A 14,699-nucleotide genomic window follows, 5' to 3' on the forward strand; every position below is an offset into this window, starting at 1 on the left:
CGGTCCGCGGCGCACTCGGGCCAGTGAGTGACCGTCGGGCATCGCCTGGCCGCCGTGCGACGTTCGTCGCGACGGTGGTGTCCGATCAGGACACCGAGCGGATCCTTGGCGGCTCACCCGTGGTGGCCGCCGCGGCGGTTTCGGAGCGGTAGCCCGCGGCCAGCGCCCGCATCTTCAGGCCGAGGTGCAGGGTCAGCCGATCCTCGCCCCGATTCAGCGCGCAGCCCGTGAGCTGCTCGATCCGCTTCAACCGGTGGTACAGCGTCGCGCGGTGGATGTTGAGTTCCTGTGCGGTGCCGGCGACATCGCCCGCGTTGTCGAGGAATTTCTCCAGAGTGGTGACGAGTCCACGGCTCCCCGCCTCGCGCTCCAGCGCCTCGAGCGCGGGTGTGCGCGACGCGGCGATCAGGGCGTCCGCCGGCATCTGCAGCAGTAGTTCGTAAGGACCCAGTTCACCCCACTGGGCGACCGGCCCGAGCGAGGGCACGAGTCGCGCCGCACGAGCCGCGAGAAAGGCCTGCCGATAGGAATCGACGACGTGTTCGATGCGCTCGACGACCGTGCCGGCGCCGAATACGAGCTGCCCGCCGTCACCGGTGAACCGGTCGAACCGCGCGACGAGCCGTGCGCAGGTCGCGTCGAGCTCCTTACGGGAAAGCGGTTCGCGCCGGACGAACAGAAGCCACGCCCTGGCCTTGTTGGCGGCCATCAGCGAGCACCCCGCGGACGCGGACCCCTGGGCCGGCGGGTCGATGGCGTCCCCGACCGCCACCTCGAGCGCCGCGTGCTGTGGTGCGGTGGCACCGTCCACACCGGGATGCTGCACGCCGAGGACCTGGAATCGCATCGCGCCCGCCGGGAAGAGCTGCTCGGCCCGCAAGTCTTCCACGGCCTGGGAGCGGATGGCACGATCGGCGGAGACCAGCTCCCACAGGATCGCCTCGTGCCGCGCCTTGGTGCGCTCGTGCACGACGAGCCGCCGGTAGAGGATCACTCCGGCGCGTTCGGCGGCCTCACGAACCAGTTCCCGGTGCGGCTCGTCCAGCGGGATGCCGGCGTCGATGAGCCACAGGTAACCCAGCAGCAGCCCGGCGCAGCGCACCGGCGTGCACAACCTGGGGCGCGCTCCCTCCACCGGCGCCGGTACCCGGCCGGGCCTTGTCCACTGTGCGATGCCCAGCGCGAGGATCTTCTCCCGGATGTCCGCGTCGATCGAACGGTTGAGCACCGACGACACCCGGATCTCGTCCTCGTCCCCGAAGTGACGGCTCGCCGCGAGCAGCCGGATCGCGGGATCGTCGATCGCCACCGATCGCCGCAGCCGTTCGGCAAGGTCGTCGACGATGTCCTGCAGATCGTCAGCCACGGCGCCCGCCTTCCCGTCGTCCGGACCTGCCTCCACTGTGCCTCGGCAGCCCTCGAATAGCGAGCGACGTATGACGCGCCGCAGGCGCACTACCTGCGACAGCTGTCGCAGGGCCGGGATCTCCTGACGGGCGACATCCGTCGCAAGGCCGCCCACGTACTTCCCGACTCCTGTGTGAAGCGCGAGCGGGGCCGGCTGTCCGATACTTGACGATCAGCGAACGACGAGGAAGGAAACTCTCCTGAACACGCCGGAATTCATGTCCTCCGCACACGTCGACCGGATGAACCGGCTTCTCGCGGAGTCGGCCGAAGTGCGCGACGCGTCCGCGGCGTTGGGCGGGATCTACACCATGACCTTCCAGCTCGACAACGCTCCCGCGGGCACCGAGTACTGGACGACGATCTTCGGCCCGACCGGAATGCGCTTCGCCTTGACGGCTCCGCGAACGCACCCGGACGTCCTGGTCCGAGCGGACTGGACCACGACGATGCGCGCGTTGCACGCACAAAAGGAAGGGCGCGAAGCTCAGCCCGTGGCAGAGGAAACCACCGGCGACAAGGCGCTGGTGGAACGGCTCGAGCAGGTTCTGGCGATCGGCAGGCGCGTCGCGACGATCGACACCCGCCTTCCTCCCGTATGAAACGCTTCGCCGGGCGATCGCACAGCGCTCGAGCGTGCCGTTCGCCGCGCCATCCGGGACCTGGTCCGGATCTCATGCCCGCTTGGCTCCGAAACCAAGGAGATCTGTGATGACCGAACCCGTCCACGCTCCACGATCACACCGAGGTTTTCCCGCCTATCGGTCGTTGACCGTGCACGTCACCGACAGGCTCGACGGAGCCGCACGGGTGGTGATGCTGTTGCGGGCCCGCAGCTATCGGGTTCGCGACATGACCGTGGAAGTGCGCGAAGGAGTCGTCGAGAGCCGCGTCCAGTGCACGGTTTGGCTCGGCCGGGACGACGTGGAACTGTTGCTGTGCCGGCTACGGCGGATGCCCGGCGTGGTGTCGGCGGAGAAACGGTGACGCATCGAGACCTCGCCAGTGGTTCAGGACGGCGCGCAACGTCGGCTGGAGGCTCGCCGTCCGCACGACAAGGTCATCGACGCTCAAGTAGGTCCGGTCGATCGCGGCCGCTGCTGCGGCAGCACCGATAGCGCCGCGCGGTCAGGGCAAGCATTCCCTCAAGCTCGGCGTCCTTCCGCACCCGAGGCACGGCAGCACTGTCGCGTATTTGCCACATCGTGTCAAGTTCTTGCATGACATCTCCTGTCTGTTGCATGCTCGTACCGGCAGGTGGCATTCCGCCGCGGTTGCTCCCATCCCACGGCCAGTGGCCTGTCCACTGACTGCCGCTGCCGTTCAAGCCAGACCGGATCCACGCTGATCGACCACGTTCGACGACGAGGAGGTCGTTGTATGCGTTCCGTTCACGGCAAGGTCCCTCGGCTCCTGAGCATCGGGCTATCGGCCGCACTGGGGCTCACCCTGGTGACGGGGGCCGAGGCAACAGCCGTCTCCTCCACCGACGCCACCCCCGGGGAAGGCCGCACCGTGCTCCTGGTGACGGGTGACCGGGTCGACGTGCGCGAAGCCGCCGGACGGCAGACCGCCGTCGTCCGGCCGCGCGACGGTTCGACAGAAGCCTTCCTTACCCAGCAAGAGAAAGACGGCTCGCTGTATGTGATCCCGTCCAGCGCGCTGCCGTATCTCGGCACCACGCTGGACCGTTCGCTGTTCGACGTCTCGGCGTTGGCGCGCGCCGGTCTCACCGACAGCGTGCCTGTCGACATCACGGGAACCGCCCCCGGAGTCGTCGGCGGCAAGATCACCGCCGCCACCGCACCCGCCTTTGGGGCCGCGCTCGCCGCACAGGCCGCCGCAGACGGAGACCGTCCCGGCCGCGGGAAGCTCTTCGGCACGGCCGATCACATCCGGCGGGCGGGCACGAACGCACCGGCCGCTGTGACGCCGCGAGCCGAAACACACGCCGTCGGGTTGCTGAGTTACGACGACACCGGTGCCCCGAACAACGTCACGGTCGGAATCACCAACCTGGACGACGTGAGTCGGTACCGGCAGTTCGTGAACACCGTCGACGGCAAGGTCGGGCTCAACCTCCCCGCGGGGCGTTACGAGGCCGCCGCGATCATGCCCCGCTTCGTCGATGGCCGGTTCAGGGTCCGGTTCGTCATCCGGAACTTCACCGTCACCGGGAACCGGACCGTGGTGGTCGACGGGCGCACCGCGACCGTACCGGCGAAGAGCAGCACTCCCGAACCGGCGGACCTGGTCGGCAACTCCGCCCACTACTCCTCCGAGGACGCCGGCGGAATCCTGGGGCTCAACATCGGGTTCAACGCGAAGGACTGGGCCGACTACTATTTCTCGCCGGCACCCGCTCCCGAGGTCGGCACCCGCCATGTCGCCATCGGCGAGCACAAAGTGTCGCCGGTGAATGTCAAGGAGCCGTACACCTACGACCTGAAATTCAGGGTTGAAGGCGCCCTCGGCGACAACCTTCGGCACACCTACCGGAAGCGCGAACTGGCCTCCTTACGCGTGGCCTACTACGGTGACGTGCCCCACGACGCCGGGCAGGCCCGGGTGTCCCTCTTCGATTTCGAGGGCGTGGGCGTCGCCTTCTACCGCTACTTCCCAGCACCGGTGCGCCGAACCGAATACGTGGTGGGCTCACCCGATCTGTCCTACCAGGACACGGTCGTCGCCACCAGACAGGGCGGCGGGACGACCCGTGGACATCTCCAGACCTACCGGCCGGGCAGCACCGAGACGAAGGACTATCACCGCGGTCCGCTGGCGCCAGGGATCGCCACGCCGCCGCCGGGCGACGCACCCTGGGTCTGCGCGGGCTGCCGTCAAGGCGACTCGATGCTGTTCTACCTTGCCCCGCTCCAGAGCGCGGACGGGCGCGTGTACCTGTGGGACCGGCCCGGAACCTCCGCCCGCCTGCAACTACTGAAAGAGGACGGAACCAGCCTCATGGACATCGCGGACACCTACGCCGGAGAAGCCGCCGTCCCCGCCGAGAAGGGGCGCTACCGCGCCGTCATCGACGTCAACCGGGACGGGCCGTGGTTCCGGCATTCCACCGCCAGCCACACCGAATGGACCTTCACCTCCGGCCACTCGGACACCCAGACGGTGCCGGACAACTGGGCCTGCTCCGACAACACGCCGACGAACTGCTCGGCACTGCCGTTGATCACCGCGGCGGCCAAGCTGGACACCGGACTCGACGGGACATTGCCCGTCGGCCTGGCACAGCTGGGCGTCACCTTCGGCCACGCACCCGGCGCGCCGAAGCCCGCCATCACCAAAGCCTCGGCCGAGGTCTCCTTCGACAACGGAAAATCCTGGCGCAAAACGGTCATGATCCCGATCGGCGAAGGCCGCTACACCGCCTACTGGATCAATCCGTCGTCCGCCCAAGGGAACGACGTCGCTTTGCGCTTGAGCGCGACGGACGCCGGCGGCAGCTCGATCACGCAGTCCATCACCGCCGCCTACAGCGTCGCCAAGCGCTGAGCCGACGGGCGGCGGGAGCCCTGGCCGGGCTCCCGCCGCCCGATTCAAGCGGATACCTCGACGAGATCCGGCATTGTCGCGCCCGCAGGCTTGGTGGCCGCGACCGCCGTCGCGCTCGAAGTGATCAGACGGCTGTGCACCCCGACCGCAGCCCAGGCTGGGCACAGCGTTTTGTGTGGTGCCGGCGCGTCATCCGGCTCAGTATCGGTGTGACACTTCGGCTCGGCATCGGTGTGGTTGCGGCAGGCGGAAGCAGCCCGGCGTCCGCACGGATGATGCGTTCGGGTCGTAGTGGCGCAGACGAAAGGGCTCGCCGTCTTGCACGTACCGTGCTCCGACATCGCCTGACGGCCGACCGTTGTACCGCCGACGGCAGCACTCGACAGAAGCAGCTGGCAACTCTTCCTGGCCAGCCGTCCGCTCATGACGCTCCCGCGGGCGACACGATCGAATCGGTCGAGCGCGACGTGAGGAACGCATCTTCAATCTGACGCCCGCTTACGTGGAGGCCGTCGCACGTTCGGCGGACCCGGCGGTGGTTGCCGCGCGCTGCCTGAGGATCAGCGCGCCGTGCTCACCCCACCTGAGGTTTTCCTGCTCGAACGAGATCCCACGCAGCAGCGTCAGATAGGGGCCGACCCGGTCGTTATCGCGCAGATTCTCGCCTTCCGGCCGACCCCCCAGCATGCGCTCACGCAGCCGCTCGAAGCGAGAAAGCTTAGCGCGGCTCCACGCCATGCGTTCTTCAATGGCGGCGATCACACCTTCGACGTCACCGACGTCACAGCCCTGCACCTTGATCAGCAGCTCGTCCCGGATGGTGACGGGTTGGGCCGATTCGGCGGTGAACTCGCGCAGTGCGCGTCGCCCGGCGGAGGTGATGCTGAGCATCCGCTTGTTGGGACGGCGCTCCTGCTCGACGACTCGCGCAGTAACCAACCCGTCGGCCGACAGACGCTCCAGTTCACGGTAGAGCTGCTGGGGTGTCGGCTGCCAGAAGTCGACGACCGACGCGTCGAACGACTTGGCCAGGTCGTAGCCGGAGAACTCCCCCTCCGGCAGAGCTGCTAGCACCGCGAACTTCAAGGATACCTGGACACGGTAGCACATCAGCGATTAATCTCATCCGCACCTAATCAACAAAGTTACTAGGAGCCTGTATGCACCCCCTTCGCCTCGCCGTGGAGTGCGGTGAACACACGGCAGTTGAGGCCCTACTCGCGGATGACGTCGTATTCACCAGCCCGGTCGCCTACAGGCCGTACCCCGGCAAGCCGATCACCGCGGCCATCCTGCGCGCCGTGAGCGGCGTCTTCAGCAACTTTCGCTACGTCCGCGAGATCACCAGCGCCGACGGGCACGACCACGCTCTGATCTTCACGGCACAGGTCGGGGACAAGGAGGTCAACGGCTGCGACTTCGTACACACCGATGAGGATGGGCTGATCGACGACTTCATGGTCATGGTGCGTCCGCTGTCCGCAGCGAACGCTCTGGCCGAAGCGATGGCCGCCCGATTCGAGCAAATCAAACAGGAGGCTGGCGCGTGACCATCCGCTACGTCGCCCTGGGCGACAGCCAGAGTGAAGGCATCGGCGACGGTGACGAGACCACCGGCTACCGAGGGTGGGCGGACCGGTTCGCTGAACAGCTCGCCGCCACTGGGGAACCGGTCCTGTACGCCAACCTCGCGGTCCGGGGACGCCTCGCCGGCCAGATACACGCCGAACAGCTCGGCCCGGCCGTCGCTCTGCGCCCGACGCTCGCCACCGTCGTCGCGGGAATGAACGACCTAATCCGACCAAATTACGACGCCGAGGCGGTAGCCGGACACCTGGAAGCCATGTTTGCCGCACTTACCGCGGCTGGTGCCACAGTGGCCACCGTCGCCTTCCCGGATATCGGCCGGATCGCGCCGATCGCGGCGCCGCTGCGGCGGCGCGTCGCCGATCTCAACGGCCGTATCCGGAACGCGGCCGCCCGGCTCGGGGTGACCGTGGTCGACGGCGACCGGTACGAAGTCACCAGCGACCCACGCCTGTGGTGTGCGGATCGTCTGCACGCCAACCCTAGCGGCCACGCCCGCATCGCGGCCGCCGTCGCGCACGGCCTCGGCATCCCCGGCAGCGACGACAGCTGGACCCGCCCGCTGCCGTCAGCCACCGGCAGGACGGGATGGCAGTCGGCAAGCACCGAACTTCTCTGGCTTGCCGAATTCCTCGGCCCATGGCTGGTCCGCCGACTCCTCGGTAAGTCCTCCGGCGACGGCCGCACCGCGAAACGCCCTTCCCTGCTGCCCGTGTGAACCGAGTAACCCTGCATCCGGATGCGCAGCGTCGCCGACCACCGGGCGGAAGCACACCACCGTCGTCTCCGACGGCGACACCGCGTACCCGCCACGCTCTGTCCGGGAAACACGACCTGCTGCTGCTCGACATCGGCCTACCCGCCAAGGACGGGTTCGCCGTGCTTCACCAACTGCGCCAGCAGCTTTGTACGATCCCGGTCATCATCCTCACCGCCCGCGGCGGAGTAGCCGACACGGTCGCCGGCCTCGACGGCGGCGCCGACGACTACCTCAGCAAACCTTTCCGGTTCACCGAACTGCTCGCCCGCATCCGCAGGCGGGTACGTGACGACCACGGCCCCAGCGCCCACCAGCTCCGCCACGGCCGAATCACCTTGGACCTACACTCCCGCGTGATCGAAGTGGACGGTCGCACCATCGAATTGACAGCCCGCGAGTTCACCCTGGCGGAAACCTTTCTCCGCAGCGACGGCGAGGTACTCACCCGGGAACACCTGCTGGCGACCATCTGGGGTCCCGCCTACGACGGCGAATCCAACATCGTCGACGTCTATGTCCGCTACCTGCGACGCAAAGTCAGCACCGCCTGGATCACCACCGTCCGCGGTAAGGGCTACCGGCTGAACAACCCCGTGACAGCTCTCCCCGCCCATCACGACAGCCCCTGAGGTTCCTGCGCCCGCCCCGGGGTGAAGATCGACTTCCGGCACCGGCACCGGCGCCTACGCCCGGAGCGAGCCGGGAATCGTCATGACGTCGGACGCGAGTGGTAATGGACGGTCCGGCGACGTCGGCGGGGGCTTCCGTCTACGGAGGTCGCACTCTTTAGTGCGCCACCTAGCAGTACAAGTGCTACCTACGCCGCAGGGAGGTCAGGCGGCTGACCGGCTCCACAGTCACGCGGTCCGTCCTGATACTGATGGGCAGCTCGGCATACTTGGTACATGGGAGTCGTGGGCTGGACGCTGACCGGAATCGTTCCCTTGGGGCCGTGTTGCTGTTTACGGTTCAGAACCCTGTGGCTTCGCGGAGGAGCAGGACGGTGCTGCGCCCCGGAAAGGGTTCCGCGTTCAGGACGAGCAGGCGGTTGACGGCACTGGGCCACCCGTAGACGGCCTTGGCGCGGGCGCTTTCCAGCGGGAGGCAGTGGTCTTCGACGCGGCGCAGCGCGGTGCTCAGATCCGGCACCACCTTCTGCGCCCCGACGATCCAGATCGCGCGGGCGGCACCGCCGGAGTAACTGGGCAGCTGGCTACCGCTGCCGGAAGCGGCTACGAGTGAACCCGTTTCGGTGACCGCGGCGACGCTGCCCACGACGACGTCGGGGCTGGCGCGCAGCCGCCGGATCTCATCCATCTGACTGGCGCGATCCATGGCCAACGTGCTTGCCTTGATGGACCGGTACCGTCCGCCGGCGTTGATGTCATCGTCGATGCCGGACAGGCGGAGAGTTTCGCTGGCCGCGGTGAGCACGCTGGCACCCTCCGGGATCAGCTCGTTGACGCGGGCGCGCGCGGCGGCGGCGTCGTCGAGGATCTCGACGGTGAAACCGTGGTCCGTCAGAGCGGCGGCAGCCAGCTCCAGGCGGTGTGCGGGCACCGGGTCGGTGAACGAGGGTGCCGGTGTCGAGGTGGTCATGGTGTCTCCTGGGCTTGTCTTGTCGCGGGTGGTGGGCGCAGCGCCGGTCCGTCGAACGTCGGCGTGTCCCGGTAGTCCGACAACACGGCCGCTCGGAATGTGAGGCGGCACGCCGGCCTGACGTTCTGGTGCGTTGTCTTGTCGAACCAGTGAGGAAGATGCGACCGAGGGAGCCTCCGACACCATGCCCACCCCCGCCGCGCCGGGCACGAGCGCGATCCTGAGCGAACGACGTCAGCTGGTCAATCTCGCCTACCGGCTACTGGGCTCGCTGGCCGAGGCGGAAGATGTCGTCCAGGAAACCTACGCCCGCTGGTACGCCCAGCCCCGGGAACAGCAGGAAACCATCGAAAATCCCGGCGCCTGGCTGACGACGGTAGCCGGACGCGTCTGCCTCAACCTGCTCAACTCGGCACGGGTCCGACGAGAGACCTACGTGGGCGATTGGCTGCCCGAACCCCTACCCGAACCGTGCCGGCCCCACGGCAGCACCACGGACCCCGCCGACCGCGTCACCTTGGACGAGTCGGTCGACATGGCCCTTCTCGTCATACTCGAGTCGATGACCCCGGCCGAGCGCGTCGCGTTCGTCCTGCACGACGTCTTCCGATACTCCTTCGCCGAAATAGCCCAGATCGTCGGTCGTACCCCGGCGGCATCCCGCCAGCTGGCCTCCTCAGCCCGCCGCCGCATCAGGGCCGCACGACCCTCCACGACTCCCCCCGCACAGCGCGCCATCATCGTCAAAGACTTCAGACAGGCATGGGAGGCCAAGGACATCAAGGCACTCCTTGGCCTCCTCGACCCCAACGCCACAGCGACCGCCGACAGCGGCGGGCTCGTCACCAGCTTCCTGCACCCCATCGAAGGCCGGGAGCAGATCGCCCGCGCCTGGATAGAACTCACCCGCCGGAAGCCGGACAACATGACCTTCCGGGAACGTACGGTCAACGGGCAACCCGGACTGGTGGCCGAACAAGACGGCATCGCCGTGACCGTGTTCGCGTTCGCATTCACCGACGACCGGATCAAGCACATCTGGGTAGTACGCAATCCCGAGAAACTCCGCCACTGGACAACGGATCAAGTCACTTGACCCTGAAACATCCGCCAACCGATCTCGTGGAGCGCAGGGATCAACAGATCGACATCGGCCTACGACGGCTCGCCGACCTGGCCCCAGCAGCCCAAGGTGGTGTGCGTGGATCCGATCAAGACATCCCAGCAACCGGCCTCGTCGTAGACGGCGACCTCACCGTCGAGGACGGCGCGCCGTCCATTCCGCTGATCAGTGAAACACCAAGGAGGCCTGCCAATTCGTCGGTGAATACTGATGAGCGGCTAACGCTTGATCGCGACGCCTCCGGTCATGAAGCGCACCCCGATGGTGGTCGCGTCGGTGACAACCTTTTCGGGCCGCCAGAGCGCCAGAGGCACGATGCCGGGCAGCAGGATCTCCAGCCCGTCGAAGAAGCCCTTCAGCTCCGCCGGAGTCCGGACCCTGCCTGTGCCGAGCTGGGACAGCAGCACGCGCTCCAGCTCCTCACTCTCCGAAGAATCGCTCAAGCGCGTGAAGTTCGTGATGAAGAAGTACGAACCGGCCGGAACGGCGTCGCGAAGCTTCGCGACGATGCCGTTCGGGTCCTCCTCGTCGAGGATGTGGTGCAGGATGCCGCACAGCATCACGCACACCGGCTTGCCGAAGTCGATCATCTCCCGCACGTCGGGGTGTGCGATGACCTCTTCCGGCTCGCGAATATCGGCGGTGACGACCCTCGTGTTCGCGTTGTCCTGCAGCAACGCCCTGCCATGCGCGAGCACGATCGGGTCGATGTCGACGTAGACGACCTTCGCGTCCGGATTCACCTCCTGCGCCACCTCGTGAGTGTTGCGCACGGTCGGCAGCCCGGAGCCCAGGTCCAAGAACTGCGTGATGCCCTCGTCGGCGGCGAGCTGCCGCACCACACGATGCAGCATCGCCCGGTTGTGCAACGCGATCTCTTTCAGCTCCGGCATCACCTCGAGGCTCGCCGCGGCAACCTTCCGGTCAGCCGCGTAGTTGTCCTTACCATTCAGCATCACGTCATAGACGCGTGCCGCGGTGGGGACCCCGTCGTCGAGAATGACGACATCGGACCCAGGATATGCACTGTCGGAGGACATCGGAAGCAACTCTCCTCGCCGATCGTCAAGAACACCCGGCATCGTAGCGGTTCCGGCACCGCGCGTCACCGGGCCACCCGCGGTCTCACGGCGTCGCGTCTCGACCGAATCAACGAATATGAAGAGGTGCTGAAAGGGTAGACCGCTAGCGGACGGCCACCGCGACCGCGGCGCGGAGACAAAGAGGCCGGGCGTTGCGTCGTCGGCGACCCAACGCGGTACAAATGGCGCGCGTCTGAGTCGTTACACCGCTCCCCCGGCGGCTGCGCGCCGGCACTTCTTCGCCTCGTCCTTCTTACCGCCCTCTTCCTTGTCCTTGCGTTCCTGCGTCATTGTCGGTCGTTGCGCAGGTGTGCTGGTCACACTTCTGGTGACAGAGTCACCGTTGATCAACAGACCACGGTCACCGGGGATCTGCGTGAGCACGTGGGTCTCGCGGATGGTCCGGCCGTCCGGGAGCGCGATCTCGAGTCCGGCGGACACGGAGTCGACCGCACTGACGACGGGTCGCGTGGTGACCTTGAGACCACGCCGACCTTCATGGCGAACCCGCCGTCGAGACGAGCCGGGGGCGAAGGACTGGGCCGGCGCAGGCGTCGTACGCCCGGAAGTGACCGCCGCGGACATTTTCGCCCTTATGACCGCAAGCGCGTGGACGCGGAGGCACGCATCCACCGGCCAGGCGAACAACCTGGTCGGCTATGTCATAGACGGACTGCTGAAGACCCGTCAAGGATCGTGAATCCCTTGCGCTCCTCCTTGCCGCCTTCAGTCGTCCGGCCGTCTGTGAGCAGCACGAGAAGATGACGGGAGGCGTCGAGAAGATCGCTTCTCAGCTCATCGGTCCGGCCCACGGCCGCGTGCGAGAAGGCCGCTCGCAAGTAGACGAGAATCACCGGTTCCTCGACCGCGAGCAGCCGCTCGAGGCTGATCGCCGTGCCCGCGAGCCGCTGCATCAGTATCCGCACGTCGGCCGGGCCGGACGCGACGGTCAGCATCACCACCAGTTCCTGCAGTTGTTTGTGCAGGAGGGAGAGACTGTCCAGTGTCAACCTGCCGTCGAGCTGGTTCATGTCGCCGTCCTTCCTCACCGCAGTTCTCGGAGGGTACGTACGAGATGACGAACACGTCGTCGGCTCATGACGGGAAAGTAGACAGAGCCGGGCCGAACACGCACCGGCCGGACAAAAATGCGAGTGCTCAACTCGATCGAGTGAAGATCAGTTCATAACACGGTTCCACATAGGTGGCTCTCGACACATTTGCCTGCTGGGACTGTCACCGTGGTCCAGCACATTGGCTCGGGTACTTCACAAACAGCGATGCGCTTGCGGCCCAGGTTCGGCCAACGCGTCGCCGCCCAGGTAGAACCCGCGCCGCCGTACGACGCGCTGCCCGGGATGATCCGCGTCCGGTGGGTGTCCCCAGCGTGGGCGCGATCAAGCCGCGCGATACACCCGGCACCGGGCACTCACCGGCGAGCACCGCGCCCGAGCGCTGCACCTCCGGCCGGCCGCGCCTACCTGGCACGCCACGCCCTCGCCGGCACGCTCGGTTCCCCTGGCGCCGGAGCCGGGGTTGGCCCCCTTAGCTGGCTGCTGACCCTCGTCGGCGAATACCTCACCGTCGCCCGCTTGAGCGGCATCCTGGACCTGCTGTCCAGCCCACTTCAGATTCCTCTGACGACGAACACTGATGTCTGATCGGAACACCTGTCAATGCGTTGACGGGCAGGTGAGCTCGGCCGCCATGAGTGAGACAAGGCGTTCGACGGCGCTGTCGACTGCGCCGATGGCAACCGTGCCGCGTCTGGCGGCGCGCGAGCCGGGCGCGGAGATCATCTGTTGGTTCATGCGCTGCCGCCGCTTCGAGTACCCGGGCCCACGGAGGTGCGTCGCTGTATATGGGCCCGGTCGCCGCGAGGCTGATACCGAGCTACAGTTGCGGAGTCGCGAAAAACGATGCTCCGCGGTTCAGCCGCCGAGCTTCGCGCATACATCGATGCGGACAGTTCTGATCGATGAGCGTCTCCTTGCCGAGATCGGACGTCCCGTTCGCTCACGGCGCTGACCACCGCTGGCGCGTGCCGGCGCAACAGAGGAGCGTCTCATGCAGAAGACTGTCGCCATCGTCGGAGCAGGACTGGGCGGGCTGATGCTCGCCCGGGTGCTTCAAACTCATGGCGTCGCCACGATGATCTACGAGGGTGAGGCGTCGGCGACGAGCCGCGGGCAGGGTGGGCTGCTCGACATCCATGAAGAGACCGGACAGGCCGCGCTCCGCGCAGCCGGTCTGTACGACGAGTTCCTCACTCTGGTCCGTCCGGGCGAGGACGCCAAGCGCGTGGTCGACCGCCACGGCACGCTTCTGCTCGACAAGCCCGCCGGCCCTGGTTCGCCCCGACCGGAAGTGGACCGAGGCGAACTGCGGCGCCTGCTCATCGACTCGCTGGCGCCCGGAACGATCTGGTGGGACCACAAGCTCACCTTGATCCGGCATCACCCGGCTGGTGGCCTCGACCTCACCTTCGCGGCAGGATCCCCGGCCCACGCCGACATCGTCGTCGGCGCCGACGGCGCCTGGTCGAAGGTGCGTCCACTGCTCACCTCCGCAGAGCCTCGCTACAGCGGAACCTGCTTCGTCGAGATCGCGCTGACCTCAAGCGGCCGCACCCATCAGGAGAGTGTGGCCGCGATCGGCAGCGGCACGCTGATGGCGGTTGCGCCTGGCAAGGGCATTATCGTCCACCGCTACGCCGACGGGCGGGTACGCGGATATGTGGCGCTGAACCGGCCCGAGGAGTGGATGAGGTCGATCGATTTCGACGACCCGTCCGCAGGGCTCCGCCGGCTCAGCCGCGAGTTCGACGGCTGGTCGCCGCTGCTCACCGCGTTCGTGACCGAGAGTGATGCGGACCCGTGGCTGCGGCCGATCCACGCCCTACCTGTCGGGTTGCGCTGGGACAGGCTGCCCGGTGTGACGCTCGTCGGCGACGCCGCGCACCTGATGTCGCCCTTCGCCGGGGAGGGCGCGAACCTCGCGATGTATGACGGTGCCGAACTGGCGGCCGAACTGGCCGCGCACTCCGACGTCGAGGCCGCACTTGCCACATTCGAAGAGCGGCTATTTACGCGCAGCCGCGAGGTCGCCGACCGCTCGGCGCAAAACCTCGAAGTCTTCTTCGGCGAAAAGGCGCCACAGAGCGTCGTCGCGTTGTTCGACCATTCCTGAGCGGCCGTCTCTCACCACGGTTAGCCTCATCGCTGCGGAGACGGCCTATGACGGAGACGTGCGGGGTCGGCCGGACAAGTCGGCGTAGCTGACGACGCCATCCGGGGCGCGCTTGTCCGTGACCGACAGGCCGCCGCCGTTTGCGTGAATCGCGTTGCCCTCGTGCTTCTGGGCTTCGTCTGCTGCCGTTCGACGCTGACGTCGCAGGCTGCGCTGTAACCGGCTGTGGACCTGGTCTAATACGAACCGGACCTTGGACGATTTGCTGCACGGCAACGGCTTCGGAACATTCACGGACGTATCGCGCCAGCTCAGGACCCCAGGAAGCTGGGCCCTTAGCTTGACAGCCGAAATTCGGCCCGACCAGGAGTGCCACGGATGACCGCTACCGGCACCGTGTCGCGGTCACCGACCGACCTTCAGGTACGAGGAGTTGCACCAT

At 67.1% G+C, this 14,699-nt stretch carries 14 protein-coding genes; 8 read left to right on the plus strand and 6 right to left on the minus strand.

Annotated elements, in window-relative coordinates; all coding sequences use genetic code 11:
* Positions 1–85: 85 nt before the first annotated feature.
* Entirely contained in the window at positions 86–1,366 is a 1,281-nt protein-coding gene (locus MJQ72_RS26615) for a CdaR family transcriptional regulator (protein ID WP_240593741.1), read from the minus strand.
* Positions 1,367–1,625: 259 nt separating this feature from the next.
* On the opposite strand from MJQ72_RS26615, the gene MJQ72_RS26620 reads away from it, so the two are divergent.
* From MJQ72_RS26620 to MJQ72_RS26630, 3 genes are all read left to right on the plus strand, one after another.
* A complete protein-coding gene (locus MJQ72_RS26620; RefSeq protein ID WP_240593742.1) occupies positions 1,626–2,009 on the plus strand; it encodes a hypothetical protein in 384 nt (127 codons plus the stop codon).
* A 109-nt stretch (positions 2,010–2,118) separates the two neighbouring features.
* On the plus strand, positions 2,119–2,394 hold the full coding sequence (locus MJQ72_RS26625; protein ID WP_240593743.1) for an ACT domain-containing protein: 276 nt from the start codon (positions 2,119–2,121) through the stop codon (positions 2,392–2,394).
* Positions 2,395–2,787: 393 nt separating this feature from the next.
* On the plus strand, positions 2,788–4,917 hold the full coding sequence (locus MJQ72_RS26630) for a hypothetical protein (RefSeq protein ID WP_240593744.1): 2,130 nt from the start codon (positions 2,788–2,790) through the stop codon (positions 4,915–4,917).
* A gap of 498 nt (positions 4,918–5,415) precedes the next feature.
* On the opposite strand, the gene MJQ72_RS26635 is transcribed toward MJQ72_RS26630, so the two are convergent.
* Positions 5,416–6,027 carry a PadR family transcriptional regulator gene (locus tag MJQ72_RS26635; protein ID WP_240593745.1) on the minus strand — a complete coding sequence of 204 codons (612 nt, stop codon included), beginning with the start codon at positions 6,025–6,027 and terminating at the stop codon, positions 5,416–5,418.
* A gap of 50 nt (positions 6,028–6,077) precedes the next feature.
* Here MJQ72_RS26635 and MJQ72_RS26640 point away from each other — a divergent pair, with 50 nt between their 5' ends.
* From MJQ72_RS26640 to MJQ72_RS26650, 3 genes are read left to right on the plus strand one after another with little or no spacing between them, the layout of a single operon-like run.
* Positions 6,078–6,467, plus strand: a complete 390-nt coding sequence (locus MJQ72_RS26640) for a nuclear transport factor 2 family protein (RefSeq protein ID WP_240593746.1) — start codon at positions 6,078–6,080, stop codon at positions 6,465–6,467.
* Positions 6,464–7,222 carry an SGNH/GDSL hydrolase family protein gene (locus tag MJQ72_RS26645; protein ID WP_240593747.1) on the plus strand — a complete coding sequence of 253 codons (759 nt, stop codon included), beginning with the start codon at positions 6,464–6,466 and terminating at the stop codon, positions 7,220–7,222. The genes MJQ72_RS26640 and MJQ72_RS26645 overlap by 4 nt, the downstream gene beginning before the upstream one ends.
* Complete coding sequence (locus MJQ72_RS26650) at positions 7,219–7,893, plus strand: response regulator transcription factor (RefSeq protein WP_240593748.1); 675 nt, start codon at positions 7,219–7,221, stop codon at positions 7,891–7,893. The genes MJQ72_RS26645 and MJQ72_RS26650 overlap by 4 nt, the downstream gene beginning before the upstream one ends.
* A gap of 340 nt (positions 7,894–8,233) precedes the next feature.
* Here the strand turns inward: MJQ72_RS26650 and MJQ72_RS26655 are convergent, their stop codons facing one another.
* Positions 8,234–8,863: an LUD domain-containing protein gene (locus tag MJQ72_RS26655; RefSeq protein ID WP_240593749.1), complete on the minus strand. Its 630-nt coding sequence runs from the start codon at positions 8,861–8,863 to the stop codon at positions 8,234–8,236.
* 184 nt (positions 8,864–9,047) lie between these two features.
* Between MJQ72_RS26655 and sigJ the strand changes: the two genes are divergently transcribed.
* Complete coding sequence (gene sigJ / locus MJQ72_RS26660) at positions 9,048–9,959, plus strand: RNA polymerase sigma factor SigJ (RefSeq protein WP_240593750.1); 912 nt, start codon at positions 9,048–9,050, stop codon at positions 9,957–9,959.
* A 245-nt stretch (positions 9,960–10,204) separates the two neighbouring features.
* Here sigJ and MJQ72_RS26665 read toward each other — a convergent pair whose 3' ends face one another.
* The 3 genes from MJQ72_RS26665 to MJQ72_RS26675 form a co-directional block, all read right to left on the minus strand.
* The gene (locus tag MJQ72_RS26665; RefSeq protein ID WP_315860914.1) at positions 10,205–11,026 is read right to left on the minus strand and encodes an SAM-dependent methyltransferase; all 822 of its coding nucleotides are present in this window, start codon (positions 11,024–11,026) and stop codon (positions 10,205–10,207) included.
* 243 nt (positions 11,027–11,269) lie between these two features.
* Positions 11,270–11,509, minus strand: a complete 240-nt coding sequence (locus MJQ72_RS26670; RefSeq protein WP_240593752.1) for a hypothetical protein — start codon at positions 11,507–11,509, stop codon at positions 11,270–11,272.
* 221 nt (positions 11,510–11,730) lie between these two features.
* Positions 11,731–12,099 (minus strand): hypothetical protein, encoded by a 369-nt coding sequence (locus MJQ72_RS26675; protein WP_240593753.1) that lies wholly within the window; start codon positions 12,097–12,099, stop codon positions 11,731–11,733.
* 1,036 nt (positions 12,100–13,135) lie between these two features.
* Between MJQ72_RS26675 and MJQ72_RS26680 the strand changes: the two genes are divergently transcribed.
* Complete coding sequence (locus MJQ72_RS26680; protein WP_240593754.1) at positions 13,136–14,257, plus strand: NAD(P)/FAD-dependent oxidoreductase; 1,122 nt, start codon at positions 13,136–13,138, stop codon at positions 14,255–14,257.
* Positions 14,258–14,699: the final 442 nt, after the last annotated feature.

Origin of the sequence: Amycolatopsis sp. EV170708-02-1, from assembly GCF_022479115.1 — a bacterium.
Taxonomy (GTDB): domain Bacteria; phylum Actinomycetota; class Actinomycetes; order Mycobacteriales; family Pseudonocardiaceae; genus Amycolatopsis.

Excerpts from the sequence above, each read along its gene's own strand:
- MJQ72_RS26665 (WP_315860914.1), bottom strand. The coding sequence starts at position 11,026 with ATGTCCTCCGACAGTGCATATCCTGGGTCCGATGTCGTCATTCTCGAC.
- MJQ72_RS26630 (WP_240593744.1), top strand. The coding sequence starts at position 2,788 with ATGCGTTCCGTTCACGGCAAGGTCCCTCGGCTCCTGAGCATCGGGCTA.
- MJQ72_RS26640 (WP_240593746.1), top strand. The coding sequence starts at position 6,078 with ATGCACCCCCTTCGCCTCGCCGTGGAGTGCGGTGAACACACGGCAGTT.
- MJQ72_RS26675 (WP_240593753.1), bottom strand. The coding sequence starts at position 12,099 with ATGAACCAGCTCGACGGCAGGTTGACACTGGACAGTCTCTCCCTCCTG.
- MJQ72_RS26635 (WP_240593745.1), bottom strand. The coding sequence starts at position 6,027 with ATGTGCTACCGTGTCCAGGTATCCTTGAAGTTCGCGGTGCTAGCAGCT.
- MJQ72_RS26655 (WP_240593749.1), bottom strand. The coding sequence starts at position 8,863 with ATGACCACCTCGACACCGGCACCCTCGTTCACCGACCCGGTGCCCGCA.
- MJQ72_RS26620 (WP_240593742.1), top strand. The coding sequence starts at position 1,626 with ATGTCCTCCGCACACGTCGACCGGATGAACCGGCTTCTCGCGGAGTCG.
- sigJ (WP_240593750.1), top strand. The coding sequence starts at position 9,048 with ATGCCCACCCCCGCCGCGCCGGGCACGAGCGCGATCCTGAGCGAACGA.
- MJQ72_RS26680 (WP_240593754.1), top strand. The coding sequence starts at position 13,136 with ATGCAGAAGACTGTCGCCATCGTCGGAGCAGGACTGGGCGGGCTGATG.
- MJQ72_RS26625 (WP_240593743.1), top strand. The coding sequence starts at position 2,119 with ATGACCGAACCCGTCCACGCTCCACGATCACACCGAGGTTTTCCCGCC.